Source organism: Nonomuraea sp. JJY05, from assembly GCF_043496855.1.
In the GTDB taxonomy this organism is placed as follows: Bacteria; Actinomycetota; Actinomycetes; order Streptosporangiales; family Streptosporangiaceae; genus Nonomuraea.
Map to the genome: position 1 here is coordinate 45,758 of NZ_JBIEIS010000028.1, position 17,347 is coordinate 63,104.

At 73.3% G+C, this 17,347-nt stretch carries 10 protein-coding genes; 3 read left to right on the forward strand and 7 right to left on the reverse strand.

Annotated elements, in window-relative coordinates:
* The first annotated feature begins 62 nt into the window (after nt 1–62).
* Nucleotides 63–2,117, forward strand: a complete 2,055-nt coding sequence (locus ACFKCF_RS36885; protein ID WP_394499937.1) for a serine/threonine protein kinase — start codon at nt 63–65, stop codon at nt 2,115–2,117.
* Here ACFKCF_RS36885 and scpA read toward each other — a convergent pair.
* The 5 genes from scpA to ACFKCF_RS36910 form a co-directional block, all read right to left on the reverse strand.
* Nucleotides 2,111–4,258 (reverse strand): methylmalonyl-CoA mutase, encoded by a 2,148-nt coding sequence (scpA, locus tag ACFKCF_RS36890; protein WP_394499938.1) that lies wholly within the window; start codon nt 4,256–4,258, stop codon nt 2,111–2,113. The two genes, ACFKCF_RS36885 and scpA, sit on opposite strands and share 7 nt — an antisense overlap.
* A complete protein-coding gene (locus ACFKCF_RS36895) occupies nt 4,255–6,012 on the reverse strand; it encodes a methylmalonyl-CoA mutase family protein (RefSeq protein WP_394499939.1) in 1,758 nt (585 codons plus the stop codon). Before ACFKCF_RS36895 ends, scpA begins: the two co-directional genes overlap by 4 nt.
* Nucleotides 6,013–6,100: 88 nt before the next feature.
* Nucleotides 6,101–7,804, reverse strand: a complete 1,704-nt coding sequence (locus ACFKCF_RS36900; protein ID WP_394499940.1) for a peptidoglycan-binding protein — start codon at nt 7,802–7,804, stop codon at nt 6,101–6,103.
* Nucleotides 7,805–7,885: 81 nt separating this feature from the next.
* Complete coding sequence (gene mtnA, locus ACFKCF_RS36905; RefSeq protein WP_394499941.1) at nt 7,886–8,824, reverse strand: S-methyl-5-thioribose-1-phosphate isomerase; 939 nt, start codon at nt 8,822–8,824, stop codon at nt 7,886–7,888.
* An 18-nt stretch (nt 8,825–8,842) separates the two neighbouring features.
* Nucleotides 8,843–10,708, reverse strand: coding sequence for a potassium transporter TrkA (locus ACFKCF_RS36910; RefSeq protein WP_394499942.1), 1,866 nt, complete (start codon nt 10,706–10,708; stop codon nt 8,843–8,845).
* Nucleotides 10,709–10,973: 265 nt separating this feature from the next.
* On the opposite strand from ACFKCF_RS36910, the gene ACFKCF_RS36915 reads away from it, so the two are divergent.
* Nucleotides 10,974–12,083, forward strand: coding sequence for a DUF5925 domain-containing protein (locus ACFKCF_RS36915; RefSeq protein WP_394499943.1), 1,110 nt, complete (start codon nt 10,974–10,976; stop codon nt 12,081–12,083).
* A 44-nt stretch (nt 12,084–12,127) separates the two neighbouring features.
* Here ACFKCF_RS36915 and ACFKCF_RS36920 read toward each other — a convergent pair whose 3' ends face one another.
* Both ACFKCF_RS36920 and ACFKCF_RS36925 read right to left on the reverse strand, forming a co-directional pair.
* A complete protein-coding gene (locus ACFKCF_RS36920; protein WP_394499944.1) occupies nt 12,128–14,836 on the reverse strand; it encodes a hypothetical protein in 2,709 nt (902 codons plus the stop codon).
* On the reverse strand, nt 14,833–16,161 hold the full coding sequence (locus tag ACFKCF_RS36925; protein ID WP_394499945.1) for an SWIM zinc finger family protein: 1,329 nt from the start codon (nt 16,159–16,161) through the stop codon (nt 14,833–14,835). Before ACFKCF_RS36925 ends, ACFKCF_RS36920 begins: the two co-directional genes overlap by 4 nt.
* Before the next feature lie 94 nt (nt 16,162–16,255).
* On the opposite strand from ACFKCF_RS36925, the gene ACFKCF_RS36930 reads away from it, so the two are divergent.
* Nucleotides 16,256–17,344, forward strand: a complete 1,089-nt coding sequence (locus tag ACFKCF_RS36930; protein ID WP_394499946.1) for a C39 family peptidase — start codon at nt 16,256–16,258, stop codon at nt 17,342–17,344.
* The last annotated feature ends 3 nt before the right edge of the window (nt 17,345–17,347 follow it).

Consider the following 17,347-nt stretch of genomic DNA (forward strand, 5'->3'; position numbering starts at 1 on the left):
TTGACTTTTGCCAGTAGGGTGCTGGAGTTCTGATCTCAGCCGTCACAGGAGTCACTCCCCTCATGCCCAACGTCGAACCCCTCCGCGAGGGCGACCCGGCAACGGTGGGACCCTACCGGCTGGTCGGTCGGCTCGGCGCGGGCGGCCACGGTGTCGTCTACCTCGGCCAGGCCCGCAACGGCACCCCGGTCGCCGTCAAGGTGCTGCGCGAGGGGCTCGCCGTCGGCGGCCGCCTCGCCACGGAGATCGCCGCCGCGCGCAAGGTCGAGCCCTTCTGTCTCGCGCAGGTGCTCGACGCCTCGACCAGCGGCAGGCCGTACATCGTGTCCGAGTACGTGGACGGACCCTCGCTCGAGCAGGTCGGCCGGCTCGGCGGGGCGGAGCTGCAGCGGCTCGCCGTGGCGACCGCGACCGCGCTGGACGCCATCCACCAGGCCGGCGTCGTCCACGGGGACTTCAAGCCGGCGAACGTCCTGATCGGGCCCGACGGGCCGCAGGTGGTGGACTTCGGCATCGCCGGGGCGCTCGGCACCGGCGTGAAGGCGACCGGCACCTTCGTCGGCACACCCGCGTACATGGCGCCCGAGCAGCTCGCCGGGAAGGCGGCGGGGGCGGCGGCGGACGTGTTCGCGTGGGCGTCGGTGATGGTGTCCGCGGCCACGGGGGTGCCGCCGTTCGGGGACGACTCGCTGCCCGCGGTGATCAACCGCATCCTCAAGGACGAGCCGCGCATGGGCGAGCTGCGCGGGCCGGTACGCGAGATCCTGCTGGCCTGCATGGCCAAGGATCCGGACTCCCGCCCCGCGATGCGCGACGTGCTGCTGCGGCTGACCGCGCCGTCCCGCCGGCAGACGGCCCCGCACCAGACCCAGCCGCACAGGCCCGACCCGCCGCTGGCGGCCTGGCAGGACACGCCCGACGCGACCCTCGACCAGGACACGCCACCGCGCCGGACCCGCGCCCAGGAGCCGGCCGCGGACCAGCCCGCGGCCCCGCTGCCGCGCAGGACCTCGCGCCAGGGCCACGGCACCGACCCCCAGCCCCTCGGCCGGCCCGTGGCGGGGCAGCCCGCTCCGCCCGTGCACCCCGCCGGCCAGAACCCGCACTTCGGCCAGGGCACGCCCGCGCACCTCGACCAAGGAGCGGCCGCACACCAGCAGGCCGCACACCAGCAGGCCGCACACCAGCAGGCCGCACACCAGCAGGCCGCGCACCAGCAGGCCGCGCCTCATGGGCAGGGCTCGATCGGGCAGCACGGCCAGGGGCCGGGGACGTTCCCGATGGCGGCTCCGGTGGAGGCCGCGGCTCCGGCCGCCTTCCCGCACCACGCGCCCGCCGAGCCGCAGCCGGGGTTGCCGCCCGCCGAAGGGCCGGGCGAGCGGCCGGGCGCCGAGCAGGTGGTGGCCGAGCCGTCGGTGGCCCAGCACTCGGCGCTGGTCGACCTCCTCGTGCCGGGCGAGCCGCAGGCCCCGCCGCCCCAGGCGCCCGGGCCGCCGCGGCGGCCCGGGCGGCGGCGGGCGAAGAACGTGCTCATCACGGGCGTCGCCGGCGTGTCCGTGCTGGCGCTGGCCGGCGCCATCATGTGGCTCACCCCCACCACGCCCACCCCCAAGGCCAAGAACGTCGCCGACGTGAGCAGCGCGCCCACCACTGAGGCGGCGAGCACGCCCACGACGCGCCCGAGGCGCTCGCGTACCCCCAGGCCCAGCCCGCAGACCGAGGGCACGCCGAGCAACGTCCCGACCACCGATCCGACGACGGGAGCGACGGCGGATCCGACGGCCGGTGCCACGCCCGCCGCCGGCCGGCTCAGGCTCGTCTACGTCCGCCCGGGCGGCGCCAGGGACGGCGACTGCTGGACCGGCGGCGAGGTCACGCTCCAGGCGCTGGTGCAGCGCACGGGCCAGCCGGTGAACTTCCGCTACACCTGGTACATCGACAGCGTCGCCGTGGGCCGCTCGTCGGCGCTCGTCACCGAGAACGGCCAGCGCTTCCTGACCTCGCCGCAGAGCCTCAAGAGCACGGGCGGCGTCCATCGCGTCACGCTCCGGATCACGTCCCCGATCGCCACCCAGCGGACGATCTCCGTCACGATGTGCGACCGGGGAACTTACTGACGGTTCCTCAGCTGGTCCAGCAGGTCGAGGGCGGCGTCGGCGATCACCGTGCCGGGCGGGAAGATCGCGGCGGCGCCCGCGGCCCGCAGCTCGTCGTGGTCGCCGGGCGGGATGACGCCGCCGACCACGATCATGACGTCGCCGGCGTCGAGGTCGGCCAGCGCCCGGCGCAGCGCGGGCACCAGCGTCAGGTGCCCGGCGGCCAGCGACGACACGCCCACGATGTGCACGTCGGCCTCGACCGCCTGTCTGGCGACCTCCTCCGGCGTCTGGAACAGCGGGCCGACGTCCACGTCGAAGCCGAGGTCGGCGAACGCGGTGGCGATCACCTTCTGGCCGCGGTCGTGCCCGTCCTGGCCCATCTTGGCCACCAGGATGCGCGGGCGGCGGCCCTCGGCCCGCTCGAAGTCGGCGCACGCCCGGCGGGCGCGCTCGATGTTGGCGGAGGGTCCTGACTCGTCGCGATACACCCCAGAGATGGTACGTACCTGCTCGGCGTGCCGGCCGAACACCCGTTCCAGCGCGTCGGAGATCTCGCCGACGGTCGCCTTGGCCCTGGCGGCGTCGACGGCCAGCTTGAGCAGGTTGTGCTCCAGGCCCGGCGCGGGGTTGTCGGCGGCCTTGGTGAGCGCGTCGAGCGCGCGCTGCACGGCGCCGGGGTCGCGTTCGGCCCTGAGCCGGGCCAGCTTGTCGAGCTGCTGGGCGCGTACGGCGCTGTTGTCGACCTTGAGCACCTCGACGGCCTCGTCGCTCTCGGCGCGGTACTTGTTGACGCCGATCACCGGCTGGCGGCCCGAGTCGATGCGGGCCTGTGTACGGGCGGCCGCCTCCTCGATGCGGAGCTTGGGCAGGCCCGCCTCGATGGCCCTGGCCATGCCGCCGGCGGCCTCGACCTCCTGGATGTGGGCCCAGGCGCGTTCGGCGAGGTCGTGGGTGAGGCGCTCGACGTAGTAGGAGCCGCCCCACGGGTCGATCACCTTGGTCGTGCCCGACTCCTGCTGGATGAGGAGCTGGGTGTTGCGGGCGATGCGGGCGGAGAAGTCAGTGGGCAGCGCGAGCGCCTCGTCGAGGGCGTTGGTGTGCAGGGACTGCGTGTGGCCCTGGGTGGCGGCCATGGCCTCGAGGCAGGTGCGGGCCACGTTGTTGAAGACGTCCTGCGCGGTCAGCGACCAGCCGGAGGTCTGGGAGTGCGTACGGAGACTCAGCGATTTCGGATTTTTCGCGTTAAATCCAGAAACCAGCTTGGCCCACAGCAGCCGGGCGGCCCTGAGCTTGGCGACCTCCATGAAGAAGTTCATGCCGATGCACCAGAAGAACGACAACCGCGGCGCGAACCGGTCGACGTCCATCCCGGCGGCGACCCCTGCCCGCAGGTATTCGACGCCGTCGGCCAGCGTGTAGGCCAGCTCCAGGTCGCAGGTCGCCCCGGCCTCCTGGATGTGGTAACCAGAAATGCTGATGGAGTTGAATTTCGGCATCTTCTCGCTCGTATAAGCGAAAATATCCGAAATAATCCGCATCGACGGCGCCGGGGGATAAATGTAGGTGTTGCGGACCATGAACTCTTTGAGGATGTCGTTCTGGATGGTCCCCGCGAGCTGCTCCGGCGCGACACCCTGCTCCTCGGCCGCCACGATGTAGAGCGCGAGGACGGGCAGCACGGCGCCGTTCATGGTCATCGACACCGACATGCGGTCGAGCGGGATGCCGTCGAACAGCTGCCGCATGTCGTAGATGGAGTCGATCGCCACCCCGGCCATGCCCACGTCGCCGGCCACGCGCGGGTGGTCGGAGTCGTAGCCCCGGTGCGTGGCCAGGTCGAAGGCCACCGACAGCCCCTTCTGCCCGGCGGCGAGGTTGCGCCGGTAGAAGGCGTTGGAGTCCTCGGCCGTGGAGAAGCCCGCGTACTGGCGGATGGTCCAGGGCTGGTTGACGTACATGGTGGGGTACGGGCCGCGCAGGTAGGGCGCCACGCCCGGATAGGTGCGCAGGAAGTCGATGCCCTCGAGGTCGTGGGCCGTGTAGAGCGGCTTGACCCCGATGCCCTCCGGCGTCTCCCACACCTCACCGGCGTGCTGCGGCGCCCGCGGCCCGTCCTTGGGCAGGGCGTTGAGCGGGATGCCGGAGAAGTCCGGGATCATCGGGTCACCTCCAGGTCGTCGAAGGTCTCGCGGAGCACGGCCAGCGCGTCGCAGCCCGCGTAGAGGTTTCCGTCCACGCCTTCGTACTCCCCCTTCCCCGCCAGCCAGACTTTCCTCGCACCGGCCTTGCGCAGGGCGGTGGCGACGGCGGCGGCGTGTTGGGCGTAGAGCTTGTCGGTCGAGCACAGGCAGGCGACGGGGGCGCCGCTCACGGCGAAGGCGGTGGCGATCTGCTCGGGATCGGCCCCGGGACCGGCGGTCTCGGTGTCCAGCCCGCCCGCCTGGAACAGGTTGGCGGCGAACGCGGCCCGCGCGGTGTGGGCGGCCACAGGCCCGATCGTGGCGAGGAACACCGTGGGCCGCTCGGGCTGCGCGTCGGCCAGATCGCGCAGGGCCTCGAACTCCTCGGCGTAGCGGACCCGGGGCAGGCCGCCCGTCTCGGAGGCGGCCTGCGCGGGCGTGGGCGGGCGTACCGGCTTCTCGTGCACGTCGGGGAACTCGCTCACGCCCGTGATGGGGAAGCGGCGGTGGGCGACGTCGTCGGCGCGGCGGGCGCGGGTGGCGGCGATCCGGTCAGAAACGAGCCCGGTGGCCCGGGTGATCCCGCCCGCCGCCTCGATCTCCTGGAACCAGGCCCAGGCGCGTTCGGCGAGGTCGGCGGTGCGGCGCTCGACGTACCAGGAGCCGCCGGCGGGGTCGATGACGCGCCCGAGGCCCGACTCCTCCAGCAGCAGCGCCTGCGTGTTGCGGGCGATGCGCCGCGAGAAGGCGTCCGGCAGCCCGAGGCAGGCGTCGAACGGCTGCACCGTGACCGCGTGCGCGCCGCCGACGCCGGCGGCGAAGCAGGCCAGGGTGGTGCGCAGCATGTTCACCCAGGGGTCGCGGGCGGTCATCATGGCCGAGCTGGTCACCGCGTGCTGCCGCTGCCCGCCGGGGCCACCGAAGCCGGGGCCGCCGGGGCCGGCGTCAGCGCCGCACACCTCGGCGACCCTGGCCCACAGCCGGCGGGCCGCGCGCAGCTTGGCGATGGTGGCGAACTGGTCGGCGGTGGCGGCGTACCGGAACTCGATCTGCCCTAGCGCTTGCTCAACAGAGAGCCCGCCGTCCGTGAGCGCCCGCAGCTCGGCGACGCCCTGGGCGATCGAGCAGCCCAGCTCCTCGGCGTCGCTGCCGCCCGCGTCGTGGTACAGGGTGGCGTCGACGGTCACGGCCCCGAGCCCGGGGAACCCGTCGACGCAGCGCCGGGCCAGCTCCAGCCCCGGGCCGTCCACCGCGGAGGCGCCCAGGTTGCCCCGCACCGCGCTCCCGCGCCCGAACAGGACCTCGGCGGCCTCGCGTACCCGCTGCCCGGCCTCCAGCACGACCGGCGCCAGGTCGAGGTAGACGTCCTTGAGCACGGCGCCCAGCCGGTCCACCGGGATCGCGTCGTCCCCGACCACGAGCCACAGCGAGGTGACCCCGTTCTCCAGGTCGGCCAGCACCGCCTCGGGGTCGGCCACGGCGTGCCGCTGGCGCACCTCCCAACCGGGAGTGCCGCGGGCCCCGCGCACGTAGGGGGCCTCGCCGGGCAGCCCGGGATCGCCGGGCAGGTCGTCCAGGTCGTAGAGCGGCGCGACCGTCACCCCGTCGTAGGTGGCGGTGGACAGCGCCTCCTCCGGCGCCTCCGTCTCGATGCCCGACTTGCGGAGGACCTCGACCGCCAGCGCCCGCCAGCCGTCTCGCGAGATGGACTCGAACCCCGTGGCCAGTTCCATGGTCGGATACTAGGCGGAGCCACGAAGGCGCGGTAACCCCGGGGCCACCCCAGGCTCGGTGTGTCGCCGACCCCGGTCGACCCCAGATTCAGGACGCGGGTGACTCCCACGCCAGCCGCCACGTCAGGGGCCCCACGATCCCGTCGTCCTCGATGCCCTGCCGCCGCTGGAACTTGCGGCACGCCTCGCGCGACCCGGCGCCGTAGGCGCCGTCCACGGCCAGGTCGAAGCCGCGTTTGCGCATCTGCGCCTGCCAGGTGCGCACGTCCTCGCCGTACATGACCGGCGGATACTTCAGCAGCCGCCCGGGGAACGGCGGCGTCGCCGGCTCCGTGGGCGGGGTCCCGCCGGGCCGGGGCGCGCCCCGCCGGATCCAGTCGTAGAGCGGGTCGCCGGGACAGTCGGTCGAGTAGCCGTCGCGGTGCCCCTTGATCTCCTTGCCCGCGCGGCCCTTGTCGCGCAGGTACTGGACCGCGTCCAGGATCGCGTGCAGCACCCCGTCGGGCGGCTGGACGAGCCCCGCGTTGCCCACGAGCCCCAGCACCGCGTAGTGGCCGGCGTTGAGCCCCGGGCCGTTGGCGGCGGGCAGGTGGTGGAGCCCCCGGCCCTCGAACACCTTGCGGTGCGGGCAGGCGACCATGGTGTTGCCGGTGAAGTAGACCGTCCCCTCCCGGCGGGCCAGCCAGCTCTGGTTCTCGGTCCGGGGACACCAGATCCGGCCGCGGTAGGTCTCCTTCCGGATTCTCAGGGCCGGCCGGGGCATGACGGACTGCTGCCGCCGGATCGTGGTCAGCCACATGCCCGTCTCGGGCAGGCGGCTCATGGCCGCTCCCGACCCCGACAGCAGCGCGGCGAACATGAACGCCTCCGCCGCCGCCCGGTCCTCGCGCGCGAGCCGGTCGCGCCCGGCGTCGCCCGCCGTCAGGGAGGTCTCCAGGAACAGGGCGAGCTGGGCCCGGGACAGCGACAGGAGGAAGTCGTACGCCGGCACCCCGCCGGGCGCCACCTCGATCAGCTGCCGTCCGGCGTCGGCAGGGAGCAGGAACCGGACGAGATCGTCCTTGACCGCCTCCCTCCATCGGGACGCGCCCAGGGCGGGAGGGCCGAAGACCCCGTGCAGCGCCGCGCGGATGCGCATGAGATGCGCCGGGTCGCGCCGCGACCGGTGGATCGCGACACCGCCGGCGTCCGACTCGCCCTCGGCCGAGAACCACGCGACCAGCTCCACGAAGGCGTCCGACCACTTCGGCTCGGCCGGCAGGTCGGCGCAGGGCGCCGCGACCGGGATGCGGTCGCGGTGACCGATGGTCTCGGTGGTCACCCACAGGCGCCGCGTGCCCTCCCCCACCTGGCGCTCCACGGGCCAGCGGTGATGGGGAGTGGTCAGGGAGGAGTGGGCGGGCCCCTCCATGCGGATCATCTCCCGCTCCATCGCGGGGAACACGCACACTTCCAGCACGGGCTGCCACTCGGACATGCCCGTGTCGTGGTCCAGCGTGAGCGCGACGTCGCCCGCGCTCAGGTCCCGGTACGACTTCCACCCCTGCCGGGTGAGGAGCTCGGTCTCCTCGTCGACGCAGTAGCCGATGTCGATCCAGCCGTTGTCGTCCATGTGGAACGCCTGGATCGACCGCACCAGCGCGACACACCCGCTGTGGTCGGAGACGATGCCGGGCTCGACTCTGCCGCCCGTGTAGTGGACCTTCACTCCCTTGGTGGAGTCGAGCTGCGTGTAGTCGCCGCGCGGCGAGCGGGCGTTCCAGTCTTTGCGTAACACCAGGTCGATGGCCACGGTGAGCTCCGAGAGTCGCTGTCGAGACCACCGAGCGTAACGCGGAGCATGCGGACAGGTCCTGAAGTTGGGTGATTTGACCTAGGGTCTGATCACCCGTCTGTCCGTCACGATCGCGGTGATGAGATCGTGCGGCGTCACGTCGAAGGCCGGGTTCAACGCCCGGGTGCCCTCAGGCGCCACGCGTACACCTCTGACCGTCACCACCTCCTCCGCCCCTCTGTCCTCGATCTCGATGTGCTCGCCGGAGGGGGTGTTGTGGTCGATCGTGGACTCGGGCGCGACCACCACGAACGGCACCCCGGCGCGCTCCGCGCCGAGCGCCAGGGCGTACGAGCCGATCTTGTTGGCGGTGTCGCCGTTGGCGGCGATGCGGTCGGCGCCGATGAGCACCGCGTCCACCTCGCCCTTGGCCAGCAGGTACGGCCCCGCGGAGTCGGCGATGAGCCGGTGCGGCGCGCCCATCCTGGCCAGCTCCCAGGTGGTGAGCCGGGCGCCCTGCAGCAGCGGGCGGGTCTCCAGCGCGAGCACCTCCTCCAGCCGCCCGCGCTCGTGGAGCGTCTGCACGACGCCGAGCGCGGTGCCGCGTTCGACGGCGGCCAGCCCGCCGGTGTTGCACACGGTCATGATCCGCAGCCGGTCGCCTTCGAGCAGGTCGGCCCCGCGCTCCCCCATGGCCACGCAGGCGGCGATGTCGTCGTCACGCACGCGCAACGCGGCCGCGAGCACGGCCTCGCGGCCCTCCCGCAGGTGGGCGGCGGCCCGGTCGACGCCCCAGGCGAGGTTGACGGCGGTGGGCCGGGCGGCGCGGAGCCTGGCGATCTGCGCGGGGTCGCCGTCGGCCAGCACCACGCCGAGCGCCCCCGCCACGCCGAGCGCGGGCGCTCCGCGCACGGCCAGCCGCCGGATGGCATCCACCAGTTCGTCCACGGTGTGGATGCGCAGCATCAGGCACTTGTCGGGCAGCAGTGTCTGGTCGACGAGCTCGACGGCGCCGTCCACCCAGTCAATGGTCCTCACACGGCAAACTGTACGTTTTCAGCGCTCGGCGAGGACGATCACCGAGTCGCCCTTGTTCAGCACGATGGGCTCGGACTTGTCAGGGTTGAGGACGATGCCATAGTGCGGCGGGTCGTTGCGCGCCAGGGCGTTGCGGTAGCCGATGGCGGTCTCGCCCCTGCGCCTGGCCGATTCCACGACCGTGGAGAAGTGCACGCGCGTCCCCGTCTTGACGTAGGAGGCGGCGGGCCGGGGGTAGATCTCCGAGCCGCGCGAGTCGAACAGGTAGCCGAACACGTCCGCCAGGTGCCGGTTCTCGGCGAGCTGGGCGAGCAGCAGGCCGATGACGGTGTCGCTGATCACGATGTCGTCGGCCTCGGTGACCTCGGCCAGGGCCCGGTTGTTCTCGTCGTGCATCTCGCTGACGATCGAGTAGTGCTCGCCGAGCGTGCTCTGCATGTCGCGCAGCTGCAGCAGCGTCATGAGCGTGCGCGTGTCGGCGTGGTGGGCGGCGAAGCGGTCGTCGGAGAGCACGATGACGTGCTGGAAGAGGCCGACCCCGAGCGACTCCAGCGCGTACCTGTCGGTGGTGTCGCAGTCCTTGACGTTCACGGTGAGGTTGCGCAGGCCCGCCAGGCCGGTGCCGGCCTTGGGGTGGTCGGCGGCGACCTCCAGCACCGAGCCGGGCGCCACGTAGCCGTCGAGGTAGCGGACGATCTGCTCGGCCCGGCCGTTCCAGTTGAGCAGGAGCGTGCGCTCGGCCTCGGTGGGCGGCGCCTGCGCCTCGACGATGGCGGACTCCTCCATGGACGGCTTGCCGGCGGCCAGGCGGACGTGGGAGTCGTCGTGGGCGATGACGATGACCTCGTCGTCGGCGTTGATGACGGTGTCCATGGGCGGGTTCAGCACGACGCCGGTCGGCCGGCGCAGGCCGATGACTGAGGCGGTCTGGTAGGCGTGCAGCGCATCGCCGTACGTGACGCCGACGAGCTTCTTGGGCGTGCGCAGGTAGATCTCGCCGCCGTCGAAGTTCAGCAGGTCCATGCAGACGACGGACATGCCCGACTGGCGCGAGGACTGCACGATGAGCCGGGAGGCGGTGTCGTCGGAGTCGACGAGGTGCACGTCCTCGCCGCCGGCCAGGCGGGCGGCGGCGATGTTGCGGCTGGAGGTGAGCCCGGCGACCACCGGCGGGTGGACGCCGCGGCGCTTGGCCAGCGCGAGCAGGATCTTGATCACGTGCGCGTCCGGGTCCTCGCCCTCGGGCGAGAGCACGACGACCGAGCGGGCGGTGGCCAGGTTCATCAGCGCCAGGTCGCGCGGCTCCGTGGGCCGCCCCGTGCGGCAGACCAGCCGGGTCCTGCCGAGGTCTCCGACGGCCTCGCGGATGTCGTCCTCCATGGTCAGCTTGTCGCGTTCGGCCAGCACGGCGATGACCGAGCCCTTCTGGCTGGCGTGCGCCTTGACCAGCTCGGCCACGATCGTGAACACCTGGTCCGACCAGCCGAGCACCACCGTGTGGCCGGACTCGACGATCCGCGAGCGCCCCCTGCGCAGGCGGTCCACCTTCTGCTTGAGCCCGTTGGACAGCAGGCCGACGAGCATGCTGACGATGAACAGGCCGCCGATCGACCCGGCGAACATCACGGCCATGTACGCGGTCGAGCCCTTGTCGCTGGCGAGCTTGCCAGGGTTCAGCGCGTGCATGAGCGAGATCCAGAGCACATGTCCGGGGCCGTTCACGCCGTCGGGCTCGTTCGGCGCCAGCCAGAGCGTGAGCCCGGCCACGACGACGATCAGCCCCACCGACACCATGGCCAGCCAGCCGATCAACGAGGCGGTCCCCCTGGACATGGTGTTGTCGAACCAGTAACGCGTCCGCTCACGGAACGTCGCCTTCGACACTTCCCCGATACCTCCGCTTAAGGTGTGATTTGGCCAACGCCCCAAGGTACCGGTGGATCTTCACCAGCGCATGAAGACCGGTGAGGTATCGGGTCATCGCGAGCCCCCTGCGACCGGACGACCCGCCCGAGCGCGGGCGACCGGCGGACGCGGGCCAGGCCGGCGCGCCACCCGGACGGGCGCCCTCGACAGGAGCCGGCCGATACGCCGAATTTTCTGCAAAACCCTTCGACATGTGACGGCTGGACGCTGGATCATTAACGTTATGTCTGTGATGAGGGAGGTGCCGTTCCCCAGCCGGGAGTCTTCAGAGCTCCCCATGAACATCTGGATCGACGACGCCGACTCCGCCATCGACGTCATCGACGCGCTGGCGCTGTCGCCGTTCGCGACGGGCGCGCAGCCGTGGTCACGTCTGGCCAATCTGGAGCGCGTACGCCCTGACGCCCCGCTGAGCCCCGCCGAGGGCCGCCTGCTGCGCACGGCGCGGGTCGAGGACGGCTCGGAGTCGCGGCTCATCGCCGGCGAGGGCTGGACCCTGCGCGTCGTGCGCCACCGCAACCGCACGGCCACCGTCAGCGTCACGGCCGTGGACGAGGAGCTGGCCAAGAGCGTGCTCGCGGAGAGCATCGAGGGCGCCGAAGAGGCCATGCCGGAGGTGGACCACGTCGAGATGGGCTTCTGGTGGCGTGGCATGCACGGCGGCACGCGCTCGGAGAAGCCGATCACGGCCCAGCCCTGGGACGAGATCAACAAGAACTACTCGGCCAAGGTCCGCCCGGCGCTCGACCGGCTGATGTCGATCACCCCCGACGACGTCAACGGCCGCCTGATCTTGCTGCACGGCGAGCCGGGCACCGGCAAGACCACGCTGCTGCGCACGCTGGCCAAGCAGTGGCACGACTGGTGCCAGGTCGACTGCGTGCTCGACCCCGAGCGGCTGTTCAACGAGCCGGGCTACCTGATGGAGGTGGCCGTCGGCTACGACTCCGACGAGGACACGCAGCGCTGGCGGCTGCTCGTCCTGGAGGACTGCGACGAGCTGATCAGCTCGGGCGCCAAGGCCCAGGCGGGCCAGGGGCTCTCGCGCCTGCTCAACCTGACCGACGGCCTGCTCGGCCAGGGCCGGGACGTCCTGGTGGCGATCACCACCAACGAGGACCTCGCCCGCCTCCACCCGGCCGTCGTCCGCCCCGGCCGCTGCCTGGCGCAGGTGGAGGTCGGGCCGCTGAGCAAGGAGGAGGCCGTCGCGTGGCTGGGCTCCTCCACCGGGGTGAGCACGTCGGGCGCGACGCTGGCGCAGCTGTACGCCCTGCGCGCGGGCCGCGCGTTCACCCCGCAGCCGGGCGACGAGTCCACGGGCCTCTACCTCTGACCGGCGCGCCGGCCAGAGGCGGTCATGTGGTGGTCACGTGGCGGTCACGTCAGGTAGGTGTGCAGGCGGCGGGCCTCGCGGACGAAGTTGTTCGACGCCCGCCGCCCGGCGATCTCCGCCACGCAGGGCACCGGCCCGCGCGCTCCGGCCCACCGGGCGGCGCGCAGCGCGAACGCGAGCACCTGCGTGTGCCGGGTGTGCGGCCGCTCCTCCGGCCCCGGCAGGAACACGGGCAGGAACCCGGTCATGATCCGCCACACCTCCCACTGCGCTCCCTGCTCGGCCGCGCTCTCCAGGGTCTCGAGGACCGGGCCGGGCTTGAGCCACGTCCTGCGCAGCAGCAGCCCGAGCTGCCGGCCGATCCCTTCGGCGTCCTCGTCGCCGCGGGCCGCCAGGTCCACCAGCAGGCGCGCCCGCACCACGGGCAGCTTCGACCAGGACGGGTCGGCCAGGAAGAACGCCAGCACGAGCGCCATCCCCTCGCCCCACGGACCGCCGGCCAGCGCGAGGGCGTACGCCTCGGGCGGCCTGGCTCCCTGCGTCGGCCACCCGTACAGCAGGTGCGGGACGAGGTGCAGCGCGACGACCTCCCGGTCGGACGGCATCACGTACGGCCACCACGGCAGCAGCTCGCCCTGACCTTTCCGCCGCCGGCCGGGCTCGGTGAGCAGCTCGTCGACCAGCGGCAGTCCTGTCGGCGCCACCCGGATCCTGGGCGCCAGATCGGGGGTCCGGGTATCGGCCGCCTCCCGGTCGTCGCGGTATTCGCCGCCGGGATCCAGCCGCCCGGAGGCGAGCCAGCCGACCTCCGTGACCGGCTCGGGGCGTCCGCCGTCCATCCACCGGGCCGCCGCCCGCCCCGCCTCCGAGGTGAGCCGCCGCGCCCGCGCCACCACCTCGGGCGCCACCTCGCGCGGCAGCCGCAGCAGCGCCTGCTGCAGGTCCGCCGGCAGGGCCTCGACACCGCGTCGCTCGTAGCCCGCCAGCCGCGCCACGAGCTCCCCGGCGTCCACGTGCCCGGTGCCCTCGGTGGGCTCGGCCAGCAGGTACGGCGGGAGGGCGCCGGCCTGGAGCGCCGAGTGGACCTCGGCCCAGCGCCGCAGCAGGAACAGGTGCGGCGCCGACACCGAGCCGGCCCGGGGCAGCCCGCCAGCCATGGAGCCGCCCGTCAGGATCAGCCGGGCGATCTCCTCGCACCATTGCCATACGTCCAGCCACGGCCGTTCGTGCGAGCGGGTGCCCAGCCGCCACTCCGACAGCCTCGCCACGAGCCCGTCCCGGTCGTCGTGGTGCAGGCGTACGACGCCCGCCAGCCACAGCTCCGCGGATTCCCATCCGCCCCCGCAGGGCCCCAGCTCCACGGGCGCCGTCACCGGCCCGGGGAACGCCTCGGCGAAGCGCGGCGCCGGCAGCGGGGCGGGTGTGAAGGGCTCGGGGGGCTCCTCGGCGGCCTCCCCGCCGAACACCGCCACGAGGGTCTCCCCGAGCTGGTGCGGCAGCAGCCCGAAGGAGTCGCGCAGGGACTGCGCCCCCACCGGCGTGAACCGCTTGGCGTGCTTGACCGCCATCCGCACCGCCCGGCCCTGCACATCGGCGGACTCGCAGGCGAACGCGTACCCCAGCGCGGGCGCGAGCTCGTCGAGGTCGCCCGGCCAGGCGCGGGCGACGGCGTCGAGCCAGGTCAGCCCGGCCGTCACCAGCTTGCGCTCCGGCCGGAACAGCAGCGCCCGCAGCGCCTCCGACACGTCCGCGGGGTCCAGGTGGTCGAGCCCGCGCAGGTGGCGCAGCGCCATCTCCGCGACGGGTCCCGGCGCGGCGGGCAGCAGCCGCAGGTAGTCGGGGGCGTGCTTGCTCACCTCGTCCGGGGTCGGCTGGAGCAGCTCGTGCAGGTGGACGAAGAAGCGCAGGTCGGCGGCCTCGCCACCGCGCAGGAACCGCCGTACGCATCCGTCGAGCAGCAGGTCGCGGCGGCCCTGACCGGCCAGCTTCGCCAGCGCGGCCAGCCAGGTGCCGCCTGTCAGCGGCTCCGGGCGCTCGCCGCGCAGGACCGCGCCCACGCCCTCCGCCTCGAACAGCCGGGGCAGGAGGTGGTCGAGCAGCGGGTCCTCGCGCTCGGGCGGCCGGCGCACCCAGGCCACCACGAGGGGGTCGTGCTCCGGCGGGACCACGCCGGTGCGGCGCAGCATGGCCAGGGCGAGCCTGTCCATCTCGTCCGAGCGGCGGCGCCGGCGGGGAGCCGGGCGCAGCCGTAGGGCGGCGCGGGTGGCGAAGTCCTCCTGCCACGCGGCCGGGCGGGTGGACAGGACGCGTTGGAGGATCTCCGTGGTGGCGATGCTCACCTCCCGGCGGTCCTGGAACTCGCGGCGGTTGAGCCAGGCCACGACGGCCGCCGCGCCGCCGATGGTGGCCGCGCCCGCGACCCGCAGGGAGTCGACCCAGTTCTCCTCGCGCTCGTGCGGCCAGGGCGGGTTCCAGGGGGTGTTCCACTCCCAGCGCTCGTACTCGTGCACGGTGCGGCCGGCGCGCTCGGCCCGGCGCACGTGCTCGCGCCAGGCGGCCTCGCTCTCGCGCTCCCTCCTGGTGATGCGCTCCAGCTGCCGGTCCTCGGCCCGCCGCTCGGCCACGGCGATGTGGGCGGGGAGCAGGGCGGCCACCTCACGGCGTTCGCGCTCGCCGAGGGCGAGCACGCGCTCGGCGACCCGCTGCGGGTCGCCGGTGTCGAGGGCCGCCACCACCGTCTCCCATGCGGTCATGGAGCGACCTCTACGGCGACGCGGGCGACGATCCTGGCGGCCAGCACGTGCTTGCACGGCCCGCGCGAGCCGCGGTGGTCGAACCACCACTGGCACGTGCACTCGCCCTCGGCGATCCGCACCCGCCGCACCCCGCCGTCGGTCGTCACCTCGGCGCTCTCCCCGAGCAGCCGTACGGCGCCGGAGTCGACCAGCGCGCGGGCGGCCGTCAGCCGGGGGTTGAGCTGGGCGACCTGGTCCCTGTCGTAGGGCAGCTCGCGGTGGAAGTGGGCCGCCTCGTGCAGGTCGTAGCCGACGCGCCCGGCCGTGCCGAGCTGGGTGAGCGCGGCGCGTACGCGTTCGAGCGGAAGCCCGGACCGGTCGGCGAGCAGCCCCAGCTCGACCGTGGGCTCGAAGTTGAGCAGCATGCCCACCACGTCGGCGTCGTCCGCGGCCTCGTCGGTGGCCAGGTCGGACAGCACCGCCCCCTCGCCGGAGAACCCGCGCCACGGCTCGGGCGAGACGGCCAGCGTGTAACGCATGCCGGGCAGCTCCAGCTCCCACCCACTGGCCGTGGAGGAGCCGTCGGCCGGCCCGTAGACCCGCAGCGCCTTGGCGAACCTGAGCAGCGGCAGCAGCGTGGCCACCCGCCCGGTGCCCGACAGGCAGACCCCGCCGCGCGCCGGGCCGGAGGCCACGCGCAGGTCGCGGCCTGAGGGGACGGCCCAGACGGTGGAGCGGGCGCCCTTCGGCAGCGAGCGCAGGAAGCGCACGGCGTGCGGCCCGGCCAGCTCGGCCCGCAGGTCCCAGCCGGACGCGATCACCTGCACCTCGGCGAACCCGCGCAGCCACCGCGACGGCAGCGGCACCTTCTTCTCCACGACCGCGCCGTCGAGCGTGGTGACCGTCAGCTCGTCGGGGCCGACGCCCAGGTGGAGCGGGTCCCGGCCGCCCACCCTGGCCAGGGACTCGCGCAGCGGGCCGTTGACGTCGACGTTGGTGGTGCCCCGGTCGAGCACGTCGCCGTCGAGCTCCAGCACGTCCAGGCGGGCGTAGACGCCGCCGCACGCCGAGAACGACTCGAACCGCAGCCGCCCGCCGTCGCACGTCACCACCGGGTCGCGGGTCCAGCCCGGCCTGGGCTGGTGGTAGCGGGCGAGCGCGACGTCCGCCACCGCCAGCAGCCCGGCCGCGGCCGGCGCCGCGTGGGTGAGCAGCCCGCTGAAGAAGCGCGGGTGCGTCTGCGGCCCCGATAACGCCATGCCACCGGAGGTCGAGAGACCGAGCCTGCCGTCGGTGAGCGTGGAGGGACCCGCATAGGAATATGCCTGTACCGCCTGAGTCATGCCCCGAACCATAGAGATCACCACCGACACAAAATGGGGCCGGTACGTAAACCATCCGATGTGCGACACAGGGTGCGAAACCACAATATGGCTGGTGCTCACCGTCGATCTGGTCCGCGTCGCCTTCGCCCGCTTCGCCGTACCCGCGGGTCCACCGTGGGCAGGCTCGCGGGCAGGCTCGCGGGCAGGCTCGCGGGCAGGCTCGTGGGCGAGTGCGGAGCAGCGGATCGGGTTCCCGGCGACCCAGCTCATACCTTCGTGGACCGCGCGCACCGCGCCGGGCTCGTGGATCGAGGTGTCGCTCCGGGCCAGGACCGAGCGGGGCGATCTCACCAAGTGGTACGTCATGGGCCACTGGTCGGAGCACGGCACCCCCCGCACCTCGGTGCCCGGCCAGGGCGACGAGGACGGGGACGTGGCGGTGGACACGTTCGTGGCCCGGCGGCCGGTCGTGGCCTACCAGGTGCGGGTCGCGGCCTACGGCGCGGACGCGCGGGTGACCGGGCTGGGCGTGATGGCCTCGGCCGTGCCGCGCCGTCCGGTCGCGCCGAGCCCCTTCGGCGCCGCCGGAGCGGTGGAGCTGGCGGTGCCCGCGTACTCCCAGCACGCGCACGCCGGGCACCATCCGCAGTGGGACGGCGGCGGCGTCAACTGGTGCAGCCCGGCCTCGGTGGCCATGGTGCTGGGCTACTGGGGCCGCGGTCCCGGCCCGGCCGAGCTGGCCTGGGTGGGGGACGGCGACCCGGCCCCGGCCGTGGATCACGCGGCCATGGGCACGTACGACGAGAGCTACCAGGGCACCGGCAACTGGCCGTTCAACGTGGCGTACGCGGGGCGCTACGGCCTGGCCGGGTTCGTGACGCGGCTGCGGTCGGCGGTGGAGCTGGAGGCGTTCGTGCGGGCGGGCGTCCCGGTGATCACGTCGCAGTCGTTCAAGGCGGCCGAGCTGCCCGGCTCCTGCTACTCCACCAGCGGGCACATCCTGGTCGTCACCGGTTTCACCGTCGAGGGCGACGTCGTCGTCAACGATCCCGCGGCTCCGGACGACGCCTCGGTTCGAAGGGTGTATCCGCGGGCAGCGTTCGAGAACGTATGGCTCAGGGGCTCGGGCAGCGGGGGCATCGCGTACATCCTTCACCCGCCTGACCATCCACTTCCCCCATGTACGAATGGCAATTGGTGACTT

Coding starts and splice junctions, on each gene's coding strand:
- ACFKCF_RS36885 (WP_394499937.1), top strand. CDS start 63: ATGCCCAACGTCGAACCCCTCCGCGAGGGCGACCCGGCAACGGTGGGA.
- ACFKCF_RS36925 (WP_394499945.1), bottom strand. CDS start 16,161: ATGACTCAGGCGGTACAGGCATATTCCTATGCGGGTCCCTCCACGCTC.
- scpA (WP_394499938.1), bottom strand. CDS start 4,258: ATGATCCCGGACTTCTCCGGCATCCCGCTCAACGCCCTGCCCAAGGAC.
- ACFKCF_RS36920 (WP_394499944.1), bottom strand. CDS start 14,836: ATGACCGCATGGGAGACGGTGGTGGCGGCCCTCGACACCGGCGACCCG.
- ACFKCF_RS36915 (WP_394499943.1), top strand. CDS start 10,974: ATGTCTGTGATGAGGGAGGTGCCGTTCCCCAGCCGGGAGTCTTCAGAG.
- ACFKCF_RS36895 (WP_394499939.1), bottom strand. CDS start 6,012: ATGGAACTGGCCACGGGGTTCGAGTCCATCTCGCGAGACGGCTGGCGG.